Genomic DNA, 17482 nt, shown 5'->3' with positions numbered 1-17482 from the left:
ATTTGCCTGCAGTGTAGTGCGATTATTGAATAGTAAAACCTAGGTATGCTTGGAACTCGTTATTGTCAAAGATGTCTTTATCATCTTTATTTCCTTTAGCATCTTTGAATTCCCAGTTAAATGCTTCGTAAGAAACACCTGCGTGCCAAGAGAAGTTTTCGTTAACTTCTTTTTTAAACTCAATTTCAGGCTGGATATGTGCATAGGCTATTGTGGTGTCTGAATCTGGTGTGTGGTAAGCCTCTACATAATTCTCAATATTAAATGAGAAACCTGAGACGAGCGGGAGTGAATAAGTTAAATAGTTCTCAGTACCAATTTGGTAATCGTATTCTTCTTCATCCGTATCATAGTAATCGAAGTTATACCAAGCCAGTTCTAGATTCCAGTTTTCAGATAGAGCACCTGACAGATAGAAGTTAGTTTCCACACCACTAATATTTTTTAGGCTCTCATCATTGTCGTTACCCAATTGTGCCCACAGCTCGATACCAAAGGAGAAATCTTTGCCACCAAGGGAGATGTCTTTACTCAAGTATGGGGCAATGATGTACTGCTTTGTATCCGAACTATCGGACTCATCGCTAGCTTTCCATGAGGCATCATAGCGGAATAAATAATACATGGTTGTATTAAAATCCCCTATAGTACCTATGCCTTGGGCTAAACCAAACTGGGTGTCCCACCCTTCTTTTCTCGCCGCTCCCTCACTATCAATAAAATCTTTATCGACATCAAAAAGAAAGTTGACATCATCGCTTAATTTGTAAGAACCCTTACCTATCGTGACTTCTGTTTTTGTCAGGCCTTTTTCATAGTCGTTGACTTTGACTTCACTGGTCAGTGAACCTAATTCACCGGCAAAGCTTGTTGTGCTAGCAAGAGCGATGGCAGCGGCGAGCGCTGTTTTTTGGCTTGTATTGCTCACTTTAAAGTATCCCTTCTTTAATATGTTACCGAGCACTGCCGCTTTATCATTATTCACCAAAAGTAAGTGCTAATTTTTTGGCTATTACTTTCTGGTGACGGTATCTGTCCATATTTTTCAATACCGGGCGACAGCCTATTCCTTGGCATTCACAACCTTTTAGCGCCACAAGAAATGCGGTGGTAGCTGAGGTGCGAATGTGGATTTATGCTAGCAATGCGTCAGTTCCATGACAATAGTGTTAGTATTGAGTTAACAATCAATTAGGCTTTTTGCTCTATTTTATATATGTTCATTCGAGTCAATGACCATTCAGCCTTTGTTCAGGTCGAATAAATGGCTAAATAAAGATGAAAAAAGAGTAGTATTCGCTATGTAATAAAATATTTAGTAATCGATTACTCGATAAATAGGAGGTTTAACAGTGATAGAGGGATATGGCGCGGTTTTTTATGCATATTTTTTAACTTTAAATTTGCTTATAACGATTAAATACACAATTATTGGCATAATTAATCATTTTTTTCTGAGGGTCTTATAAGTTGATAGACTGTCGTATGATTGGCTATCGATAAACTTTATCGACAAACTCGGACGTCATGGCTGAAAGAAAAGCACTATAGTCCAACCCAAATGTGACGGTTTCACCGACCGCTAGCATTTTTTCTGGTGTCTCAACCATTAAATGATCACTGCATGATGAAACGATTGTCATGCCGCTGGGAGGATGTAATCCGTCAATACATACATCCTGTCGGCCTAAGGCAAGAATGGCCTGGTTGACCTGACCTCTATTTTGTAGGCTGATGGTTTCACCAAAGGCATTAACGCCTCGTTTTCCCCATGGATATGAGGGTTTTTGGCTCGACTCTATGACCTCGGCTGTTAATGTGATCGCTGTGGATGATAAGCCCGATATTTGTGGCTGATTTTTTGGGACTAGGCCTAAAAATATTGCTTCGCCAAGCCGTAAATGGTTAATACGGGTTTGGCCTTGATGGGCGAGTACCCAATTGATCGAGCCCGAGTTACCGCCCGAAATGATGTCTAGCTTTATCGAAAACGTCGTCTCGATGTGTTCAGCAAGATCCGATAAAAGCTGCATATTGATATCGTCTGGCTCAACACCGTAGCGGCAGGTTAAATTCGTACCTATGCCTTTGAGTGTAATGTTGGGCAGTTTAATGACATCGTTGATCAGATTAATAAGGTTGTCGGGCATGACACCTTCTCTTAAATCTCCCAGCTCAACCATAATGATGATCTGGTGAATACGATTACATCGCCCAGCGGCGTCAGAGAGTTTTTGGATCACGGCAATTTCAGTATTCAGACTGATATCGCAGTCAATGACGACGCGCTCTATTTGGCTTAGCATCGGGGAACGTATTAATAGAGTGGGTACCGTGACACCTGCCTCTCTCATCCGTTTTATATTATCTACTCTTGAGTCAGCGAGCATCGTTGCGCCGGCATTAATGAGCGTATTGGCAATGATAGGGTGGCCCAAACAGCTTTTGGTCACGGGAGTGACAGTCACGCCTTTTAAAGTCAGTTGTTCAATCAGCCGTTGGGTGTTGAGGGATATTTTAGCGCAATCGAGTTCTATTTTTGGGTAGCTCACTGCTTTGCTTCAATTTTATCTTCTAGCAGTGGGAACGCTGAAAGTAGGATCTGTACTAATTGCTCTTTCGGTTGCGATAAGGGATCGGTGACCGGGAGTTTAAGTTCATGTGTATACGCATTGATATAAGATAAAGTCTCTCCCATCGACATCCCCTCGTGGTTGAGAGTGATCCCAATGACATGCGTATTGGCAAATGTTTCGATCAGGTTAATTTCGCTTGCGAGCGTCGGTATCGCCATGTTGGGAAAATCGACACGATACAGGCGTTTCGGTGCATGCTGTAAGATAACTGCGGTCGGGCAACTTCCTCGCAGTATGAATGAGCTCGTGGAAAAGGCTGGATGACTCAGAGCACCTTGGCCTTCCACTAAAATAATATCTGGGTTTTCTTGGGTGTAGGCATCGACGATCACGGCCTCTAATTCGCCAGCACAAAATTGAGAAGGAACAGCATCGAGTGCCACACAATAACGTTCACCCTGAATAATACCGGTTTGTCCGGTGGCGATCATGACGACGTTTAACCCTAGCTTTCTGAGCGCTTGAGCCAATATTGTCGTAGTGGTCCGTTTCCCGAGCGCACAATCTGTTCCCAAAATAGCGACAATGGGACAGGTCACACTATGGACTTGCCCAGTAAATGTTTTTAACGCCTCTTTTTTCTTTGGTTTGCGAATATCCAGTATGTGGACGTTGTTCTTCTTGCTCGCATCAACAAAAATGGCATCGTCATTGAGAAACTCATGTAAACCATTAACGATATTGAGCCGTTTTGACATGGCGTCGAGGATGACATTTTTATCTAAATCAGACAGTAAGCCTGTGGACGGCGCGACACCAAAAATAAAATAATCTGGTCGTGTAGACTCATGATGTAAAGCCTCTTCGAGGTCGGCGAAAATAGGGATGTTATTTTTGGTTTTGTCGAGAACGTCGCCCGCGTCTTTGTTTGCAAGGGAGCTGTCTATAACGGAGAGAATACGATATTTTTGAGAGTGTCGGACAAGACCATTGGCAGTTTTCCCATCAATTTTACCAAAATGACCTTCACAATAAACAATTGCCGTCGGGGTTAATGCCCCTTGGCTCTCGATTAACCTCTCTTGGCTCTCGAGTAATGTTTCTTGGTTATCGAATCGAGTCGTTGGTGATGCTAAATCGACGTCTTCGTGCGACGTTTTACCTGCTACTAATCGAGTTGGAGTGTGTGCTGATTTTGGTGATACGGACATTATTGAAGCCTGGTTAGGCTTAGAAGGGCCGCTAAGGATTGCCGAGTCTTTCGCCCAGTAAAGAAAAGAGCTCCTACTAAGCTGTAGGAGAGAACTAAACAGTAGCACAGTTTCTGAGAAGGCAAAGGGTTATTTGTTTAGGGACGAGTTTTTAGGCAATAAAAAAGACGCCCTAAGGCGTCTTTTCCAATCGATTGGTGGAGCTGGCGGGAGTTGAACCCGCGTCCAGAATCAGTCTAACCGATGGCGCTACATGCTTAGTTTGTCTTTAGTCTCGTCAGAGTGCTGCGGACAAACACGCCACACAAAGACATACCCAACTTATGTTTAACGCTTCAGCTCTTGGGTCAAAGCTTCCACGCGATCCTGTTTGGTTTTGACTATCCTGATTCCCCGTCCTACAGGCGAAGGCTAGAGAGGATAGGCACTCAGCAGGTTATTAAGCTGCTAGTGCGTAGTTTTCGTCGTTTGCGACTATTTTTTTGCGGCTTTTTACGAGGCCAACCGCCCCTCGGCATGCTCCACGGGCCTTCTCAATCCTGTCGAATCCTGAATCAGCCCCAGAGTGTTGCGGCAGAGTCTAACACATTGATCTGCCGCGTCAACGATTACCGCGCTGAGTGTTTCATGATCCTGGATTTTTGACGCTGCCAGTCTCTGTCTTTCGCGGTATCACGTTTATCGTGTAATTTTTTACCTTTCGCTAAGCCTATTTTGAGCTTAGCAAATGATTTTTTCCAGTATAAAGACAATGCCACCACGGTGAAACCGTCTCGATTAACCTTACCCAGTAAGGTATCAAGCTCCCGCCGTTTGAGCAAGAGCTTACGGGTGCGCTGTGGATCAGCGACCACATGCGTGGAGGCGACATTCAGCGGGGTGATCGTTGCCCCGAACAAAAAGGCTTCCCCGTCTTTGAGCAACACATAGCTTTCGCTGATATTGGCTTTGCCCGATCGAAGTGCTTTCACTTCCCAACCTTGCAGCTCTAGCCCCGCTTCGAAGTCATCTTCAATAAAGTACTCAAAGCGTGCTTTTTTATTCAGCGCAATGGTGTTGCTATTTGCTTTGTTCTTTGCGTTTTTCTTAGCCATAGTCCACGCATTATAAAGGCGATGTGTCGAAGAATGAAAGGATTATCGCATGCTGTTAGACAAACCGCATGACTTTCTTAGATATGCTAGCCGCTAACATTGGTGAAAGGCGACCTCAGTGGTATTATCTCGCGGTTAACTTTAAGGAGTCCCTATGCCGCAAATCATCCGCTCGGCTTTAGTGCCGTTCAGTGCTGAGCAAATGTTTGCCTTGGTGAACGATGTTGAAGCGTACCCCGAGTTTTTGCCCGGATGTGTGAGCACTCGATTGATAGAGCACACAGACTCAACCATGGTCGCTTCACTGGACGTGGCCAAAGCGGGCATAAAGAAGACGTTTACAACAAAAAATTACTTAACCGACAATGCGCGTATTGATATGACCTTAGTTGACGGTCCGTTTAAGCGTTTAAGTGGGGGGTGGCAATTTACGCCGTTGTCGAGTGATGCGTGTAAGATAGAGTTAAACCTTGAGTTTGAATTCACTAACCGTCTGGTGGAAGCAGCGTTTGGGCGCATTTTTAGTGAGTTAACCAGCAGTATGGTAAAAGCGTTTACAGAGCGAGCGAAAGCGATTTATGAGTGAAGAGACTCTGGTGCATGTGGAAGTGGTGTATCCGCTACCGAATGAGCAACGCATCTTTAATTGTGTCGTTAAGGCTGATACAAGTGTTGAAGAGATTATCCGCCAGTCGGGTATCTTGAGCGCGTACCCTGACATTGATTTGTCCACCAACAAAGTGGGTATTTTTAGCCGACCGGTGAAGCTTGACGCGCAAGTAAGAGAGGGTGATCGGATTGAGATCTATCGGCCACTCCAAGCTGATCCGAAGGAAATTCGCCGCCGTCGAGCTGAACGAGCGAAGCAAGAGGGCAAGGCCGATCCTGTGACAGGTGGACGGGTTGATACCAAGCGTAAGCGCTAACCGTCGAACACCGATGCTTGGCCTTGCTCAAGCGATAAATAATCACAGTAAAGGCGCCGATATCCGGCGCCTTTTAACGAGCCAATGGCTGTCACTGCTTATTGCACAGCCTCAAAAAACTGGTCGCCCGGCTCATAGTCACCACTCATGCTGACTAATTGATTATTATCATCAAACGAGAGCACTAAATCTTTTTGCGTTGGATCTTGGTGGCCCGGCTGTTGCCACTGTACGAAGTACCAAGTGTTTGGGTAGCCAGACTCAACCAACATCGGTGGGCCGAGAAGGAATTTGACCTGCTCTTTCGTCATGCCAAACTTCAATGAGTCTACGGCCTTTTCTTCAATATAGTTGCCTTGATTGATATCTACACGATAAACCAGTTTTTCGGCATAAGAGCAACCCATAATGGCAATCGCCATTAGAGAGGCAACGGCGGCTTTTTTCCAACCCATAGTTAATATCTTCACTGTCTCGTTGAGGGCAAATCACGTCACTCAGTACGTTTTGCAAGCGGTGCCTGCGGTGCATAGCGCGTCGAGTATAAACAAGCAGAGAATATATGTAAAAAACCTGCCAACGACTAGCGTTTGGAGGGTCATAACGTGAAAAAGTTCGCAATGGGAAAAGAAATAACCGAGGAAAGTGAACGTTGCACACTTCCCTCGAGCAAGCATGTGATCAATGCCGTGTTTTTTTAAGCGGCAATGAGCAGATCTTCGGCATTTGCTAAAGTACGCTCGGTAATTTCACTGCCACCAAGCAAACGGGCCAGCTCATTAATACGGGCCTGGTAATCGAGTGGGTACATGCGAGTGGTCGTCGTGCCTTGGTCAGTCTCTTTGGCGACAAACATTTGTTGATGACCACAGCCGGCAACTTGTGGCAAATGGGTGACACACATAACTTGGGTCGATTCGCCAAGCTGACGTAATAATTGACCCACAATGGCGGCGGTTGGCCCGCTAATACCGACATCAACCTCGTCAAAGATAAGGCTAGGTGTTTCCACTTTTTGTGCTGTAATCACTTGAATAGCGAGGGAGATCCGCGATAGCTCACCACCTGATGCGACCTTTGCGAGTGGTTGTAAAGGCTGGCCGGGGTTGGTTGAGACCAAAAATGCGACCGCATCGCCGCCTAGAGGACTTAGGTGGGTCTCTGCTTTATTTTCGACTTGGATTTCAAAACTGCCGTGTTCCATGCTGAGCTGATGCATGCTTTGGGTAATGAGTTTATTGAGCTCTTTGGCATAACGACGACGGCTTTTACTGAGCTTTTCTGCTGTGTCTAAACAGTCTGCGAATTGCTTGTCGACTTCGGCTTGAAGCTGCTCAATGGCCTCATCATTGTGCGCGAGTTTTTCTAGCTCCGTTATCAACTGTTGATGTGTGCTATACAGCACCTCTGGTTGAACATGGTGTTTGCGTGACAAACTCATAATGGTAGCCATGCGTTGATCTAAATATTGTAAACGCTGCGGATCCATGTCGAGTTGATCAAGATAACGGGCGATCTCCTGACTGGTTTCTTGAGTTTGAATTCTAGCTTCTTCGAGCATTTCAGCCAGCGGAGAGAAGTGGTTGTCTAGTGTCGCTAATTCATTCAAACGTTGTTGCGCAGCAGTTAGCAGGCCAAGTGTATTGCTTTCTTCGCCATCGCAGAGCAGATCAACCACTGCTTGGCTTGTCATCGCGATATCACCACTGTTGGATAAGCGTTTATGCTCTTCTTCAATTTGCTGGTATTCGTCTTCACCAAGCGCAAGTTCATTGAGTTCGCCCACTTGATACTCAAGCAGCTGTTGTTGCGCCTCAATATCGTCCTTTTTCTTTATCAGTGCTTTTAGCTCATTTTTTGTGCGACGCCAACGTTGATAGCGCGTTGCCATTTTATCGATCAACGATTGATGACCCGCATATTGGTCAAGCAACGTAATTTGGTGCTCAGGGCGTAACAGTTGTTGATGTGCATGTTGACCGTGAATGTTGATCAAAAGTTGCCCAAGTGCTTTTTGCTGAGAAGCAGGAACCGGATTGCCATTGATATAAGCGCGTGACCGCCCTTCTTTAGTGATTACGCGTCTTAAAATACAATCGTCACCGTCTTCTAATTCGTTATCTTGTAACCAGCGTCGCGCCGCACTGTTTTGTTCCAAGGTGAAGCTGGTCGATATTTCAGCGCGCTTTTCCCCTGGGCGCACCATATTGGCATCGGCGCGGTCACCTAAGCATAAGCCTAGCGCATCAATAGAAATAGATTTACCTGCCCCGGTCTCACCGGTTATCGCCGTCATGCCTTTACTAAACTCCAACTCCAAGGATTTAACGATGGCAAAGTTTTGAATGGTTATATCGGCTAACATAGGAAAACACCTGTATCTATCAACAACTGTGTATAGATACAGTATATACTGTTTTTTCATCCAGTGAATACTGTTCAGTGAGAATTATTGTGAATGGGATGAGGCGCACAAAAAATGGACAAAAAGTGGCTGGCCTGTTTTGCATACCAACAGGAAGAAGGAAAATAACGTTGATATGAAAAAACAGCCGCGTCAGAACAGCTTTGAAGACCAACCCAGCTTTTTACGTAACGTATTGTAATAATTATAGTCTTTGGGGTGAATGAGTTTGAGTGTGGCGGGGCTTTTGTAAATATGGACCTCATCGCCCGGATTCACTGGCAAAGAAACTTGCCCATCACAACTGACTTCCAGTGTGCCGCGGTTATCGGGAGACACTAATAATTTTATCCGGCGATTACCATCTACCACTAAAGGCCGGCTTGATAGGGTATGGGGGAACATAGGGACTAAAGAAATAGCGTTGAGGCTGGGGGATAAGATGGGGCCGCCACCTGATAAGCTATAGGCTGTTGATCCCGTCGGCGTTGAAATAATGATCCCATCTGAGCGCTGCGAAAAGGCGAAATGCTCGTTAATATAGACTTCAAACTCAATCATGTGAGCCACTTGTCCTGGGTGTAAAACGGCCTCGTTGAGCGAAGCATTATGACTTTTAACCTGATCGTGACGATGGATCTCTGTCTCAAGCAAAAAGCGGTCTTCTTCCATGTAGTCGCCACTTAAAACGGCGTCTAGGGCATTTTCAAAGGCATCGGGATCCAGGTCAGTCAAAAAGCCTAAATTACCGCGGTTTACACCAATCACTTTTATATCGCTTCGTGACAGTACGCGGGCGGCGCCGAGCATATTACCGTCGCCACCGATAACAATCGCGAGATCAGCGTGCTGACCAATATTAACCAAATCCAGATAGTGCGCGTCGGGTAGCCCTAAATTGGTACTCAAGCGTGTATCAATGCACACCTCGTAACCGCGCTCGATGAGCCAATGATAAAGGCCGATGTGTGTATTCACTGCGTCTGGGTTGCGAGGTTTACCAATTAAGGCAATGCGCTGGAATGGTGTCGACATAATCAGGATCCCATCGTTATTTGTGCCCAGTATAACGCGGTAAAAAAAGGATTGTCGTGATTTGCGTTATGTGGGCGGTTGAATCATAAAGATTCATCCCCATAATACTTCCACAATCAAGTTAAACAGTCCCAGTGCGCGCTGGGCAATGCCATTTGTGTCGGAGTGATCATGAGCGAAGAACAGAAAGTTAAGCAAGAGCAAGAAGCGATGAAAGATGCGCAAGCTGCTGAAGGCAAAGATGCAGAGCAGACGGTTGAGCAACAGGCAAGCGGTAGTGCAGACATTGAGCAAGAGGAAACCGAAGCCATGATTGCACGCATTACAGAGTTAGAAGCAGCACTTGAAGCCAGTGAAGCCAAAGTGCAAGAGCAACAAGACAGTGTGCTTCGTGCCCGTGCTGACGTAGATAATATGCGTCGTCGCTCAGAGCAAGAAGTAGAGAAAGCGCGAAAGTTTGCACTGGAGAAGTTTGCCAGTGAGTTGCTGCCCGTTATCGACAACCTTGAGCGTGCTGTCGAGATGGCGGATAAGGAAGATGAATCGATCAAGCCCATGGTTGAAGGGGTAGAGCTGACGCTAAAAACCATGATGGATACCATTGATAAGTTTGGTTTGAAAGCGATTGACCCACAAGGACAACCTTTTAACCCTGAGCTTCACCAAGCGATGACGATCCAGGAAAGTACTGAACATGAGCCAAACACCGTGATGATGGTGATGCAAAAAGGCTATGAGTTAAATGGTCGCGTGGTACGTCCAGCGATGGTGATGGTATCGAAAGCCGCACAAGGCAACGTCGACGAAAAAGCGTGATTTTAATAAGGGCATAGCATCAATAGTTAATTTGTTACTCCGCTTGTGATACGTGAGTGACGAACACGGATTTTTTTGCTGCTAGCCCTTGAAAAGTGTCGTGCTGCCCTTATTTAAACGGCAGCAACAAATAAAAATTTGCGGTGAGGGGGTTGAACCTCTCACAGTTACCCCCACATAAAGGGTAACGAACTACAGCCACAGAACGAATTTCGGAGAGCACCAGATGGGTAAAATCATTGGTATTGACTTGGGTACAACCAACTCATGTGTCGCCGTGCTAGACGGTGAAAAAACGCGCGTAATTGAAAACGCTGAAGGTGATCGTACAACGCCATCCGTTATCGCTTACACACAAGATGGTGAAACACTTGTCGGCCAGCCTGCGAAGCGCCAGGCAGTGACAAACCCAGAAAACACCCTATACGCGATTAAGCGTCTGATCGGTCGCCGCTTCGAAGATGAAGAAGTACAGCGTGACATCAGTATCATGCCTTTCAAAATTGTGAAGGCAGATAACGGTGATGCTTGGGTTGAAGCGAAAGGCCAAAAAATGGCCGCGCCACAAGTGTCAGCTGAAGTGTTGAAGAAAATGAAGAAAACCGCTGAAGACTTCCTCGGCGAAGAAGTGACTGGCGCGGTAATCACTGTTCCTGCTTACTTTAATGACTCTCAGCGTCAAGCGACTAAGGATGCTGGTCGTATTGCGGGACTAGAAGTTAAACGTATTATCAACGAGCCTACAGCGGCAGCATTGGCTTATGGCCTTGATAAGAAAGGTGGCGATCGCACCATCGCGGTTTATGACCTGGGTGGTGGTACGTTCGATATCTCTATCATCGAAATTGATGAAGTCGATGGTGAGCAAACCTTCGAAGTACTGGCAACCAACGGTGACACCCACTTGGGTGGTGAAGACTTCGATAACCGTTTGATCACCTACTTGGTCGACGAATTTAAGAAAGAGCAAGGCATCGATCTGCGTCAAGACCCGCTCGCGATGCAGCGTGTCAAAGAAGCGGCTGAGAAAGCGAAGATTGAACTGTCTTCTGCGCAGCAAACAGACGTGAACTTGCCTTATGTGACTGCGGACGCAACCGGTCCTAAGCACATGAACATCAAGATTACTCGTGCCAAGCTGGAATCACTGGTTGAAGATCTGGTTCAGCGTTCACTCGAACCAATGAAAGTGGCCCTGGCTGACGCCGAGCTGTCTGTTGATGAAATCACGGATGTTATCTTGGTCGGTGGTCAAACCCGCATGCCGATGGTTCAGTCAAAAGTTGCAGAGTACTTCGGTAAGGATGCACGTAAGGACGTGAACCCGGATGAAGCCGTTGCAATGGGCGCGGCTGCACAGGGTGGTGTACTGTCTGGCGATGTTAAAGACGTACTACTGCTTGACGTTACGCCACTATCGCTAGGTATCGAAACCATGGGCGGTGTGATGACCAAGCTGATTGAGAAAAACACGACGATTCCAACTAAGGCGAATCAAGTGTTCTCAACCGCTGAAGACAACCAAAGCGCGGTAACGATTCATGTGATCCAAGGTGAGCGTAAGCAAGCCATGCACAACAAATCACTGGGTCAGTTTAACCTAGAAGGTATTCAGCCAGCGCCACGTGGCACGCCGCAAATTGAAGTGACTTTCGACTTGAACGCGGATGGTATTTTGAACGTGTCTGCGGCTGATAAGCAAACCGGTCAAGAGCAGAAGATCACCATCCAAGCCTCTGGTGGCCTAAGCGATGAAGACGTTGAGAAAATGGTACAAGAAGCAGAAGCTAACAAAGAAGCGGACAAAAAGTTCGAAGAGTTAGTCACTGCCCGTAACCAAGCTGATCAGCTCATTCATGGTACACGCAAGCAAATGGACGAAGCGGGTGACAAATTGCCTGCTGAAGACAAAGAGAAGATCGAAACAGCTATCTCTGAGCTGGAAACCGCACGCAACGGTGAAGATAAAGAAGACATCGATGCGAAGGTTCAAGCACTGGTTGCGGCTTCATCAAAACTGATGGAAATTGCCCAGCAGCAAGCTCAAAATGAGCAGGCGCAGCAAGACGCCGGTGCCGATTCAGCAAAACAAGACGACGACGTTGTTGATGCTGAGTTCGAAGAAGTTAAAGACGACGACAAGAAATAAGCGAAAGCACTGTCGTTAATAAGCACGGGCGTAGGGGAGCGATCTCCTTCGCCCGTCGTTTTATCAAACAGTGATTTGAACGTCTTTGTTTTGTTGACGTAAACAGGTGCAGTCAGACCATGTCTAAAAGAGATTTATATGAAGTGCTCGGCTTAAGCCGCGATGCAAGCGAGCGCGATATTAAAAAGGCCTATAAGCGGCTGGCGATGAAGTATCACCCAGACCGCAATAAAGGCGATGATGCCGACGAAAAATTTAAAGAAGTGAAGTTGGCATACGAAATACTGACCGATCCGCAAAAACGTGCAGCCTACGACCAATATGGTCATGCAGCCTTTGAACAAGGTGGCATGGGAGGCGGCGGCTTCGGCGGTGGCGGCTTTGGCGGCGGTGGTGCTGACTTTAGCGATATTTTTGGTGACGTATTCGGCGATATATTCGGCGGAGGTCGTCGCGGTGGTCAGCAACGCGCACAACGTGGTGCCGATTTACGCTACAACATGGAGCTAACGCTTGAAGAAGCGGTCCGTGGCGTCAGCAAAGAGATCGAAGTGCCCACCTATGTCGGCTGTTCGACGTGTGATGGTAGTGGTGCGAAACCGGGGACTAAGAAGCAAACCTGTGGGACCTGTAACGGTATTGGCCAAGTACAAATGCGCCAAGGTTTCTTTGCGGTTCAGCAGGCCTGCCCAACGTGTCACGGCAGCGGTACCATTATCAAAGACCCTTGTAATAGCTGCCACGGTCAAGGTCGCGTCAAAGAGACCAAGCACTTGAATGTGAAAATCCCAGCAGGGGTTGATACAGGCGATCGTATTCGCTTATCAAGTGAAGGTGAAGCGGGAGAAAATGGTGCGCCAGCGGGCGACTTATACGTTCAAGTACACGTTCGTGAACACCACATTTTCACCCGAGATGGCAACAATCTATATTGTGAAGTACCGGTGAGTTTCACCATGGCCGCGCTAGGTGGCGAGGTTGAAGTGCCTACCCTTGATGGCCGTGTAAGCTTAAAAGTGCCAGCAGAAACGCAAACAGGACGCATGTTCCGTATGCGCGGTAAAGGGGTGCAGTCTGTTCGTGGCGGCGGTATGGGTGACCTGATCTGTAAGATGGTTGTCGAAACGCCAGTGAACTTAAGCAGCCGTCAAAAAGAGCTTCTACAAGAGCTAGAAGAGTCTTTTAGTGGCACTGAAGCGAAAAAACACAAGCCAAAATCAGAGGGCTTCTTTGACGGTGTCAAAAAGTTTTTTGATGATTTAACCGGATAAGCAACTGGGCCTCGTGCATACGGGGTAGCCAGTATTGAATCCTCAGTCATCATAGAAAGGCCAGCTTTGTGCTGGCTTTTTTTATACCTGACGAAAACGTATTTGTTGATCGAACATGCGGTAAAGGACAAGATGCATTTGATGAGGTCGACGTTATCAGTCCGTTCGCATGGAGCACCAAGGTAGCACATGCGTCATCGATTTGGGGGGAACTTGTTCGAGGGTGAGCAAGGATCTTATAGGCTGCCTTCCCACCTTGGATTTCGAACCGGTAATCCGGTGAGAGCTGACAATCCGCACATAGCACCTCTTCTAACTTAGCGACATCTGATACCGACGGATATTGCTCAGCCATCGTAAATTGCTGCTCTACCCACGCTTGTAACTGAATTAAATGTCGAGTCGCCGCTTGCCGCGTCTGTCGTTGTTGGTGCTCGGCATAGCTGGGGATGGCAATCCCTACAAGTGTTGCGATGATGGCCAGTACAAGCATCATTTCGATCAGTGTCACGCCATGTTGTAAATAGCGACAAAAATATAAACGCATTTCTACGTGCCCCTCGAAGACTCAATCACCAAACGCATACAGAGCTTATGAGAGTGGTAGTCTGCGCTCAATCGGCAGGCGGCGATCTTGGGAGGCAGTATGCGTTTTCACCGTGCCCAATTCACGCCAAGTAGGCTACAGCAACATGGCGTAACATTGATTGAATTATTGATTGTATTGAGTGTGTTAGCGGTTATTTGTGCCATCGCATTTCCTAGCTTTACCTATTCACGCCAAGTGGCCGTGATGGCCAGTCGCAGTGCAGAGCTGGCAAGCTTATTCCAACTGACTCAAAGTCGTGCGATCAATCAGAGCCAAGCATATCGTCTTATTTTGCATCAAGACGAAAATACGCAATGCATTATTGCTCAACCGGTCAACGAAAAAGCGAACAGTGTGAGTAGAACGGGCGCGATGGCTAAAATATCGTGTCAACAAACCGCATCAGCTATGGTCAGGCTACCTAAAACAATTCAATTAAAAAAGAAAGTGAGTGAGGAGTGGGTGTTATTGCCTGACGGGGATCTATTTACTATCGATTTTCGCACACAGCGACCCAGTCATAATCTCACGCTTGGTCTAAGCCGCGATCTTGCCAGCACACCGGATTACATTGTCACCGTCCGCCAGTACCTTGGCTTTGATGTTTGTCCGTGGCGGGAGGTAGCCAGTGCGTGCAGCTAACTGTAAAGGCCATTCATTGGTTGAACTTTTAGTGGGGCTGACGGTGAGTATGATAGTTACCATCGCGGCACTGGCGGTGATGACAACAGCGACGGCGACACAAACGCGTCTGGATAATAAAACGTTTTTGTCTTTAGAAATGAGTCGCCTTCTTTCCTTTATGGAGGCGGATATTCGCCGTGCAGCCCTCTGTTATCAATGCGGCAGGACTTCCCCTTACGTGTTTAAAAGCGGAGATGAGGCGCACATTGTGTTAATTGATGACGTGCCTGAGCAACCTAGCGGGCAATGTTTGCGATTTGCGTACCAACAAGGGCGTACTCACTCCACGCAAACTATTGATAAAGACGATGCCAAAGGATTTCGTTTCGATGCAGAATCACAGGCGATAGAGGCTTATGAAAATCACCAAGACACCAAAAATTGGTCATGTGAGTCAGGGTACTGGCGAGATATTTCATCCCGAGCATTGAAGGTCACGCATTTAGCCTTTTCTCGTGATGAGACGCGGACGGAGACAGGGCGACGTATTACTGCGTTAACTATCGAACTTTCCGCCTCATTAAAACGCCAACCTAGTGAACGTGAGCAAGTGTCGAGAACCTTGGTTTTAGCTAATACGGTTGTTTCACCATGAAATACACCAGAAAACATAAGTACGACCAAGGCATAGCAACGCTTGCGGTGGTTGCGAGTGTTGCACTGATTGCACTTCTCATTGTGTTAGGAGTCAGTCGACGTGCGGTTAATGATATCCAACAGACGCAAGCGAGAGTTAAAACCGAACAATCACTTTCCAAAGCTTGGGCCGCTCTCGACTGTGCGGTGGCTAAAATTCAACATGATGGCATTGAGTTATCCAACAATGATATCGCCAAAGCACTAGAACAACTTTCTCCCTGTCAAAACGTCGCGCAAAGTCAATTATGGTTGGCACCATGGCAAAACAGTGAGCGCGGAATGTGGCATCTTTACGCGACTCATGCACAGCAACAAGTCGGGGTGACTCTGGCAAAAGCCACCGGCGCGCGAAGGAGTTCGTTTGTCACTTCTGGATCCGCCGCGTTTTACGGTGGCAATACATGGCGACCGGTAAAAGGAAAAAAGCGAGAGGATGGTTTATATGAATGCCATTCAATTATGGCGGGGGGCGATGTCATGATTCGTCCGCGCACGCTCGGTGAGAATCAGTCAAAGAGTTCAGAGAGCTCAAAGAATGAAGAGGAAAAAAGTCAAAACAGATTTACCGTTCTCTTAGATGATGGCGATGAGTGCGCCCCCGAATATAAAACGGAGGTTAGCGACTACACAGTGGCAGATAGTCGCGATGAAACCGGCGCGCGACTAAAAAAAGATGTGCAAACCAACGTTGAGAATATGGACTTGTTCAACGATTACTTTGGTGTCCCTCGCGCGCAGTGGGAAACAGTCAGAGAGCAATTTGAGCGACAAGGCGGCACAGTTTTTAGTACCTATGGCGATCCCTCTGAGTGCTATGAGCCATTGTTGAATGCGGTTTTAAGCAGTTCATCATCAGAGAGCGCGAATATTAAAGTATGGGTGGAGGGGCCTTGCGATTTGAGTCGGGAGGAAAATGTGGCGTTAAAAAGCGATGTACCTATTCTCCTGGTTGTTCAAGACGGCATTCTGGCATTACGAGGCGGCATGGATACATTTAACGGTGTGATTTATCAATTCAACCCAACACTTACCGTTTATGGGTTTGCTAATCAATGGGGAATGCACACCTCCGAATCTGGCGGGATGTCTTGCTCTCACGACGATAGTAATATCCAAGAACTTTGCGAAATGATCACATCAACAGTCACCAATCCTGATCAAGCAAGCCGTGTCCCTTTTTGGTTTCACGGTAGTTTCATCACCAAAGGCGCATTTATTACTGATGTGCCGGATGGCCATTCCGTGGTGTATGGTTCATTTCAACCAACCTACAGTGATGAAACGGTACAGCAGAGTTTTAAAGGTCTTAAGCAGTGGCGTCCAGTCGGTAATAGCTATCATGACATCAAACCGCCTTATGAGGAGGGGTAGCATGTTGCGAGCGCGAGGCTTTTCCTTTATCGAAATATTGATTGCGTTAGTGTTAGTAGCGGTTACGGGCGCAGGTATTTATACACTCACTGTCGATATTCAAGCTAAGCAACACAATGCGCGCTTGGCAGAAGGGGCTATGCATGTTGCTAGTAACCAACTTGCGCATTGGCGTTTAATGAACACGGATACGCCCTGCAGTGCAAGCCATACTGTAGTCATGAAGTTGAGCCGTTTAGCAAGATGCTTGATAGATACTGAAGATACTGGTTACCAACTGGCAGTGACTGAGATTAAAAATGTGCTCACCGATGATGGCGGTGTTTATGCGAAAACACTCGTATTAGAAGTTCGCTGGCAAGATAACCGAAATAAGGCACAGACGCTGAGATTTTACTTCACAGGGTCAACGCTTCGACACCAAGGTATGTAATAAGCGTCTATGAGCGCCGCAAACGAGTGAGTTATCACCCGTTTGGTTGGTTTTTAATCGCTTGTGCTGTTTTTATCAAAAACTCCTTGCGCCAAAAAATTACCTCTCTATAATGCGCTCTCGTTGGCACGGCAAGCCGAGCTAACAACGGCAATACAGACAAGCAAAACAAAATGCTTGACTCAATGCCAAAGTGGCGTATTATGCCACTCCCGCTCAACGATGAGCGACGCTCTTTAACAATTTGACCTATGCAATCTGTGTGGGCACTCGTTGAGAATAGA

General features: G+C 46.8%; 17 protein-coding genes and 1 other RNA gene. 9 read left to right on the top strand and 9 right to left on the bottom strand.

What is annotated here, in order from left to right; genetic code table 11:
- Nucleotides 1-22 precede the first annotated feature (22 nt).
- The 5 genes from HLG76_RS08975 to smpB all read right to left on the bottom strand — a co-directional run bounded on the left by HLG76_RS08975 (nt 23) and on the right by smpB (nt 4881).
- The gene (locus HLG76_RS08975; protein WP_175993502.1) at nt 23-985 is read right to left on the bottom strand and encodes a hypothetical protein; all 963 of its coding nucleotides are present in this window, start codon (nt 983-985) and stop codon (nt 23-25) included.
- Nucleotides 986-1493: 508 nt separating this feature from the next.
- Nucleotides 1494-2552 (bottom strand): alanine/ornithine racemase family PLP-dependent enzyme, encoded by a 1059-nt coding sequence (locus HLG76_RS08970; RefSeq protein ID WP_077577407.1) that lies wholly within the window; start codon nt 2550-2552, stop codon nt 1494-1496.
- Nucleotides 2549-3787, bottom strand: a complete 1239-nt coding sequence (locus tag HLG76_RS08965; RefSeq protein ID WP_175993501.1) for a DUF1611 domain-containing protein — start codon at nt 3785-3787, stop codon at nt 2549-2551. Before HLG76_RS08965 ends, HLG76_RS08970 begins: the two co-directional genes overlap by 4 nt.
- Nucleotides 3788-3982: 195 nt before the next feature.
- Nucleotides 3983-4349: a transfer-messenger RNA gene (gene ssrA / locus HLG76_RS08960) on the bottom strand.
- A gap of 46 nt (nt 4350-4395) precedes the next feature.
- A complete protein-coding gene (gene smpB, locus HLG76_RS08955; protein ID WP_077461835.1) occupies nt 4396-4881 on the bottom strand; it encodes an SsrA-binding protein SmpB in 486 nt (161 codons plus the stop codon).
- A 154-nt stretch (nt 4882-5035) separates the two neighbouring features.
- Here smpB and HLG76_RS08950 point away from each other — a divergent pair, with 154 nt between their 5' ends.
- Both HLG76_RS08950 and HLG76_RS08945 read left to right on the top strand, forming a co-directional pair.
- On the top strand, nt 5036-5467 hold the full coding sequence (locus HLG76_RS08950) for an SRPBCC family protein (protein WP_021024346.1): 432 nt from the start codon (nt 5036-5038) through the stop codon (nt 5465-5467).
- Nucleotides 5460-5807: an RnfH family protein gene (locus tag HLG76_RS08945; protein WP_021024345.1), complete on the top strand. Its 348-nt coding sequence runs from the start codon at nt 5460-5462 to the stop codon at nt 5805-5807. The genes HLG76_RS08950 and HLG76_RS08945 overlap by 8 nt, the downstream gene beginning before the upstream one ends.
- 98 nt (nt 5808-5905) lie before the next feature.
- Here the strand turns inward: HLG76_RS08945 and bamE are convergent, their stop codons facing one another.
- The 3 genes from bamE to nadK form a co-directional block, all read right to left on the bottom strand.
- Entirely contained in the window at nt 5906-6262 is a 357-nt protein-coding gene (bamE, locus tag HLG76_RS08940) for an outer membrane protein assembly factor BamE (protein WP_021024344.1), read from the bottom strand.
- Nucleotides 6263-6504: 242 nt separating this feature from the next.
- Nucleotides 6505-8172, bottom strand: coding sequence for a DNA repair protein RecN (gene recN, locus HLG76_RS08935; RefSeq protein ID WP_077661602.1), 1668 nt, complete (start codon nt 8170-8172; stop codon nt 6505-6507).
- Between the two features lie 192 nt (nt 8173-8364).
- Nucleotides 8365-9246, bottom strand: a complete 882-nt coding sequence (gene nadK / locus HLG76_RS08930; protein WP_077646955.1) for an NAD(+) kinase — start codon at nt 9244-9246, stop codon at nt 8365-8367.
- Nucleotides 9247-9417: 171 nt separating this feature from the next.
- Here nadK and grpE point away from each other — a divergent pair, with 171 nt between their 5' ends.
- The 3 genes from grpE (at nt 9418) to dnaJ (ending at nt 13482) form a co-directional block, all read left to right on the top strand.
- A complete protein-coding gene (gene grpE, locus HLG76_RS08925; protein WP_021024341.1) occupies nt 9418-10062 on the top strand; it encodes a nucleotide exchange factor GrpE in 645 nt (214 codons plus the stop codon).
- A 226-nt stretch (nt 10063-10288) separates the two neighbouring features.
- Nucleotides 10289-12211 (top strand): molecular chaperone DnaK, encoded by a 1923-nt coding sequence (dnaK, locus tag HLG76_RS08920; RefSeq protein ID WP_021024340.1) that lies wholly within the window; start codon nt 10289-10291, stop codon nt 12209-12211.
- A gap of 119 nt (nt 12212-12330) precedes the next feature.
- Nucleotides 12331-13482, top strand: coding sequence for a molecular chaperone DnaJ (dnaJ, locus tag HLG76_RS08915; protein WP_021024339.1), 1152 nt, complete (start codon nt 12331-12333; stop codon nt 13480-13482).
- Between the two features lie 49 nt (nt 13483-13531).
- On the opposite strand, the gene HLG76_RS08910 is transcribed toward dnaJ, so the two are convergent.
- On the bottom strand, nt 13532-14029 hold the full coding sequence (locus HLG76_RS08910; protein ID WP_175993500.1) for a type IV pilin protein: 498 nt from the start codon (nt 14027-14029) through the stop codon (nt 13532-13534).
- A gap of 99 nt (nt 14030-14128) precedes the next feature.
- Between HLG76_RS08910 and HLG76_RS08905 the strand changes: the two genes are divergently transcribed.
- The 4 genes from HLG76_RS08905 to HLG76_RS08890 are packed head-to-tail and all read left to right on the top strand — an operon-like array spanning nt 14129 to nt 17198.
- A complete protein-coding gene (locus HLG76_RS08905) occupies nt 14129-14713 on the top strand; it encodes a Tfp pilus assembly protein FimT/FimU (RefSeq protein WP_175993499.1) in 585 nt (194 codons plus the stop codon).
- Nucleotides 14700-15350: a type II secretion system protein J gene (locus HLG76_RS08900; RefSeq protein WP_175993498.1), complete on the top strand. Its 651-nt coding sequence runs from the start codon at nt 14700-14702 to the stop codon at nt 15348-15350. The genes HLG76_RS08905 and HLG76_RS08900 overlap by 14 nt, the downstream gene beginning before the upstream one ends.
- Nucleotides 15347-16765 carry a hypothetical protein gene (locus tag HLG76_RS08895; protein ID WP_175993497.1) on the top strand — a complete coding sequence of 473 codons (1419 nt, stop codon included), beginning with the start codon at nt 15347-15349 and terminating at the stop codon, nt 16763-16765. The genes HLG76_RS08900 and HLG76_RS08895 overlap by 4 nt, the downstream gene beginning before the upstream one ends.
- A 1-nt stretch (nt 16766) precedes the next feature.
- Nucleotides 16767-17198, top strand: a complete 432-nt coding sequence (locus tag HLG76_RS08890) for a type II secretion system protein (protein WP_158011809.1) — start codon at nt 16767-16769, stop codon at nt 17196-17198.
- Nucleotides 17199-17482: the final 284 nt, after the last annotated feature.

This window comes from Salinivibrio sp. EAGSL, from assembly GCF_013366455.1.
GTDB classification, from domain to species: Bacteria; Pseudomonadota; Gammaproteobacteria; order Enterobacterales; family Vibrionaceae; genus Salinivibrio; species Salinivibrio costicola.
The sequence above is the reverse complement of the archived record's forward strand: the minus strand, read 5'-3'. Positions and strand labels throughout refer to the sequence as shown.

Bases quoted from the DNA above. Each gene is read 5' to 3' on its own strand.
- bamE (WP_021024344.1), bottom strand. From the start codon at position 6,262: ATGGGTTGGAAAAAAGCCGCCGTTGCCTCTCTAATGGCGATTGCCATT.
- HLG76_RS08945 (WP_021024345.1), top strand. From the start codon at position 5,460: ATGAGTGAAGAGACTCTGGTGCATGTGGAAGTGGTGTATCCGCTACCG.
- smpB (WP_077461835.1), bottom strand. From the start codon at position 4,881: ATGGCTAAGAAAAACGCAAAGAACAAAGCAAATAGCAACACCATTGCG.
- HLG76_RS08905 (WP_175993499.1), top strand. From the start codon at position 14,129: ATGCGTTTTCACCGTGCCCAATTCACGCCAAGTAGGCTACAGCAACAT.
- HLG76_RS08910 (WP_175993500.1), bottom strand. From the start codon at position 14,029: ATGCGTTTATATTTTTGTCGCTATTTACAACATGGCGTGACACTGATC.
- HLG76_RS08950 (WP_021024346.1), top strand. From the start codon at position 5,036: ATGCCGCAAATCATCCGCTCGGCTTTAGTGCCGTTCAGTGCTGAGCAA.
- nadK (WP_077646955.1), bottom strand. From the start codon at position 9,246: ATGTCGACACCATTCCAGCGCATTGCCTTAATTGGTAAACCTCGCAAC.
- dnaK (WP_021024340.1), top strand. From the start codon at position 10,289: ATGGGTAAAATCATTGGTATTGACTTGGGTACAACCAACTCATGTGTC.
- HLG76_RS08965 (WP_175993501.1), bottom strand. From the start codon at position 3,787: ATGTCCGTATCACCAAAATCAGCACACACTCCAACTCGATTAGTAGCA.
- dnaJ (WP_021024339.1), top strand. From the start codon at position 12,331: ATGTCTAAAAGAGATTTATATGAAGTGCTCGGCTTAAGCCGCGATGCA.
- HLG76_RS08890 (WP_158011809.1), top strand. From the start codon at position 16,767: ATGTTGCGAGCGCGAGGCTTTTCCTTTATCGAAATATTGATTGCGTTA.
- grpE (WP_021024341.1), top strand. From the start codon at position 9,418: ATGAGCGAAGAACAGAAAGTTAAGCAAGAGCAAGAAGCGATGAAAGAT.
- recN (WP_077661602.1), bottom strand. From the start codon at position 8,172: ATGTTAGCCGATATAACCATTCAAAACTTTGCCATCGTTAAATCCTTG.
- HLG76_RS08895 (WP_175993497.1), top strand. From the start codon at position 15,347: ATGAAATACACCAGAAAACATAAGTACGACCAAGGCATAGCAACGCTT.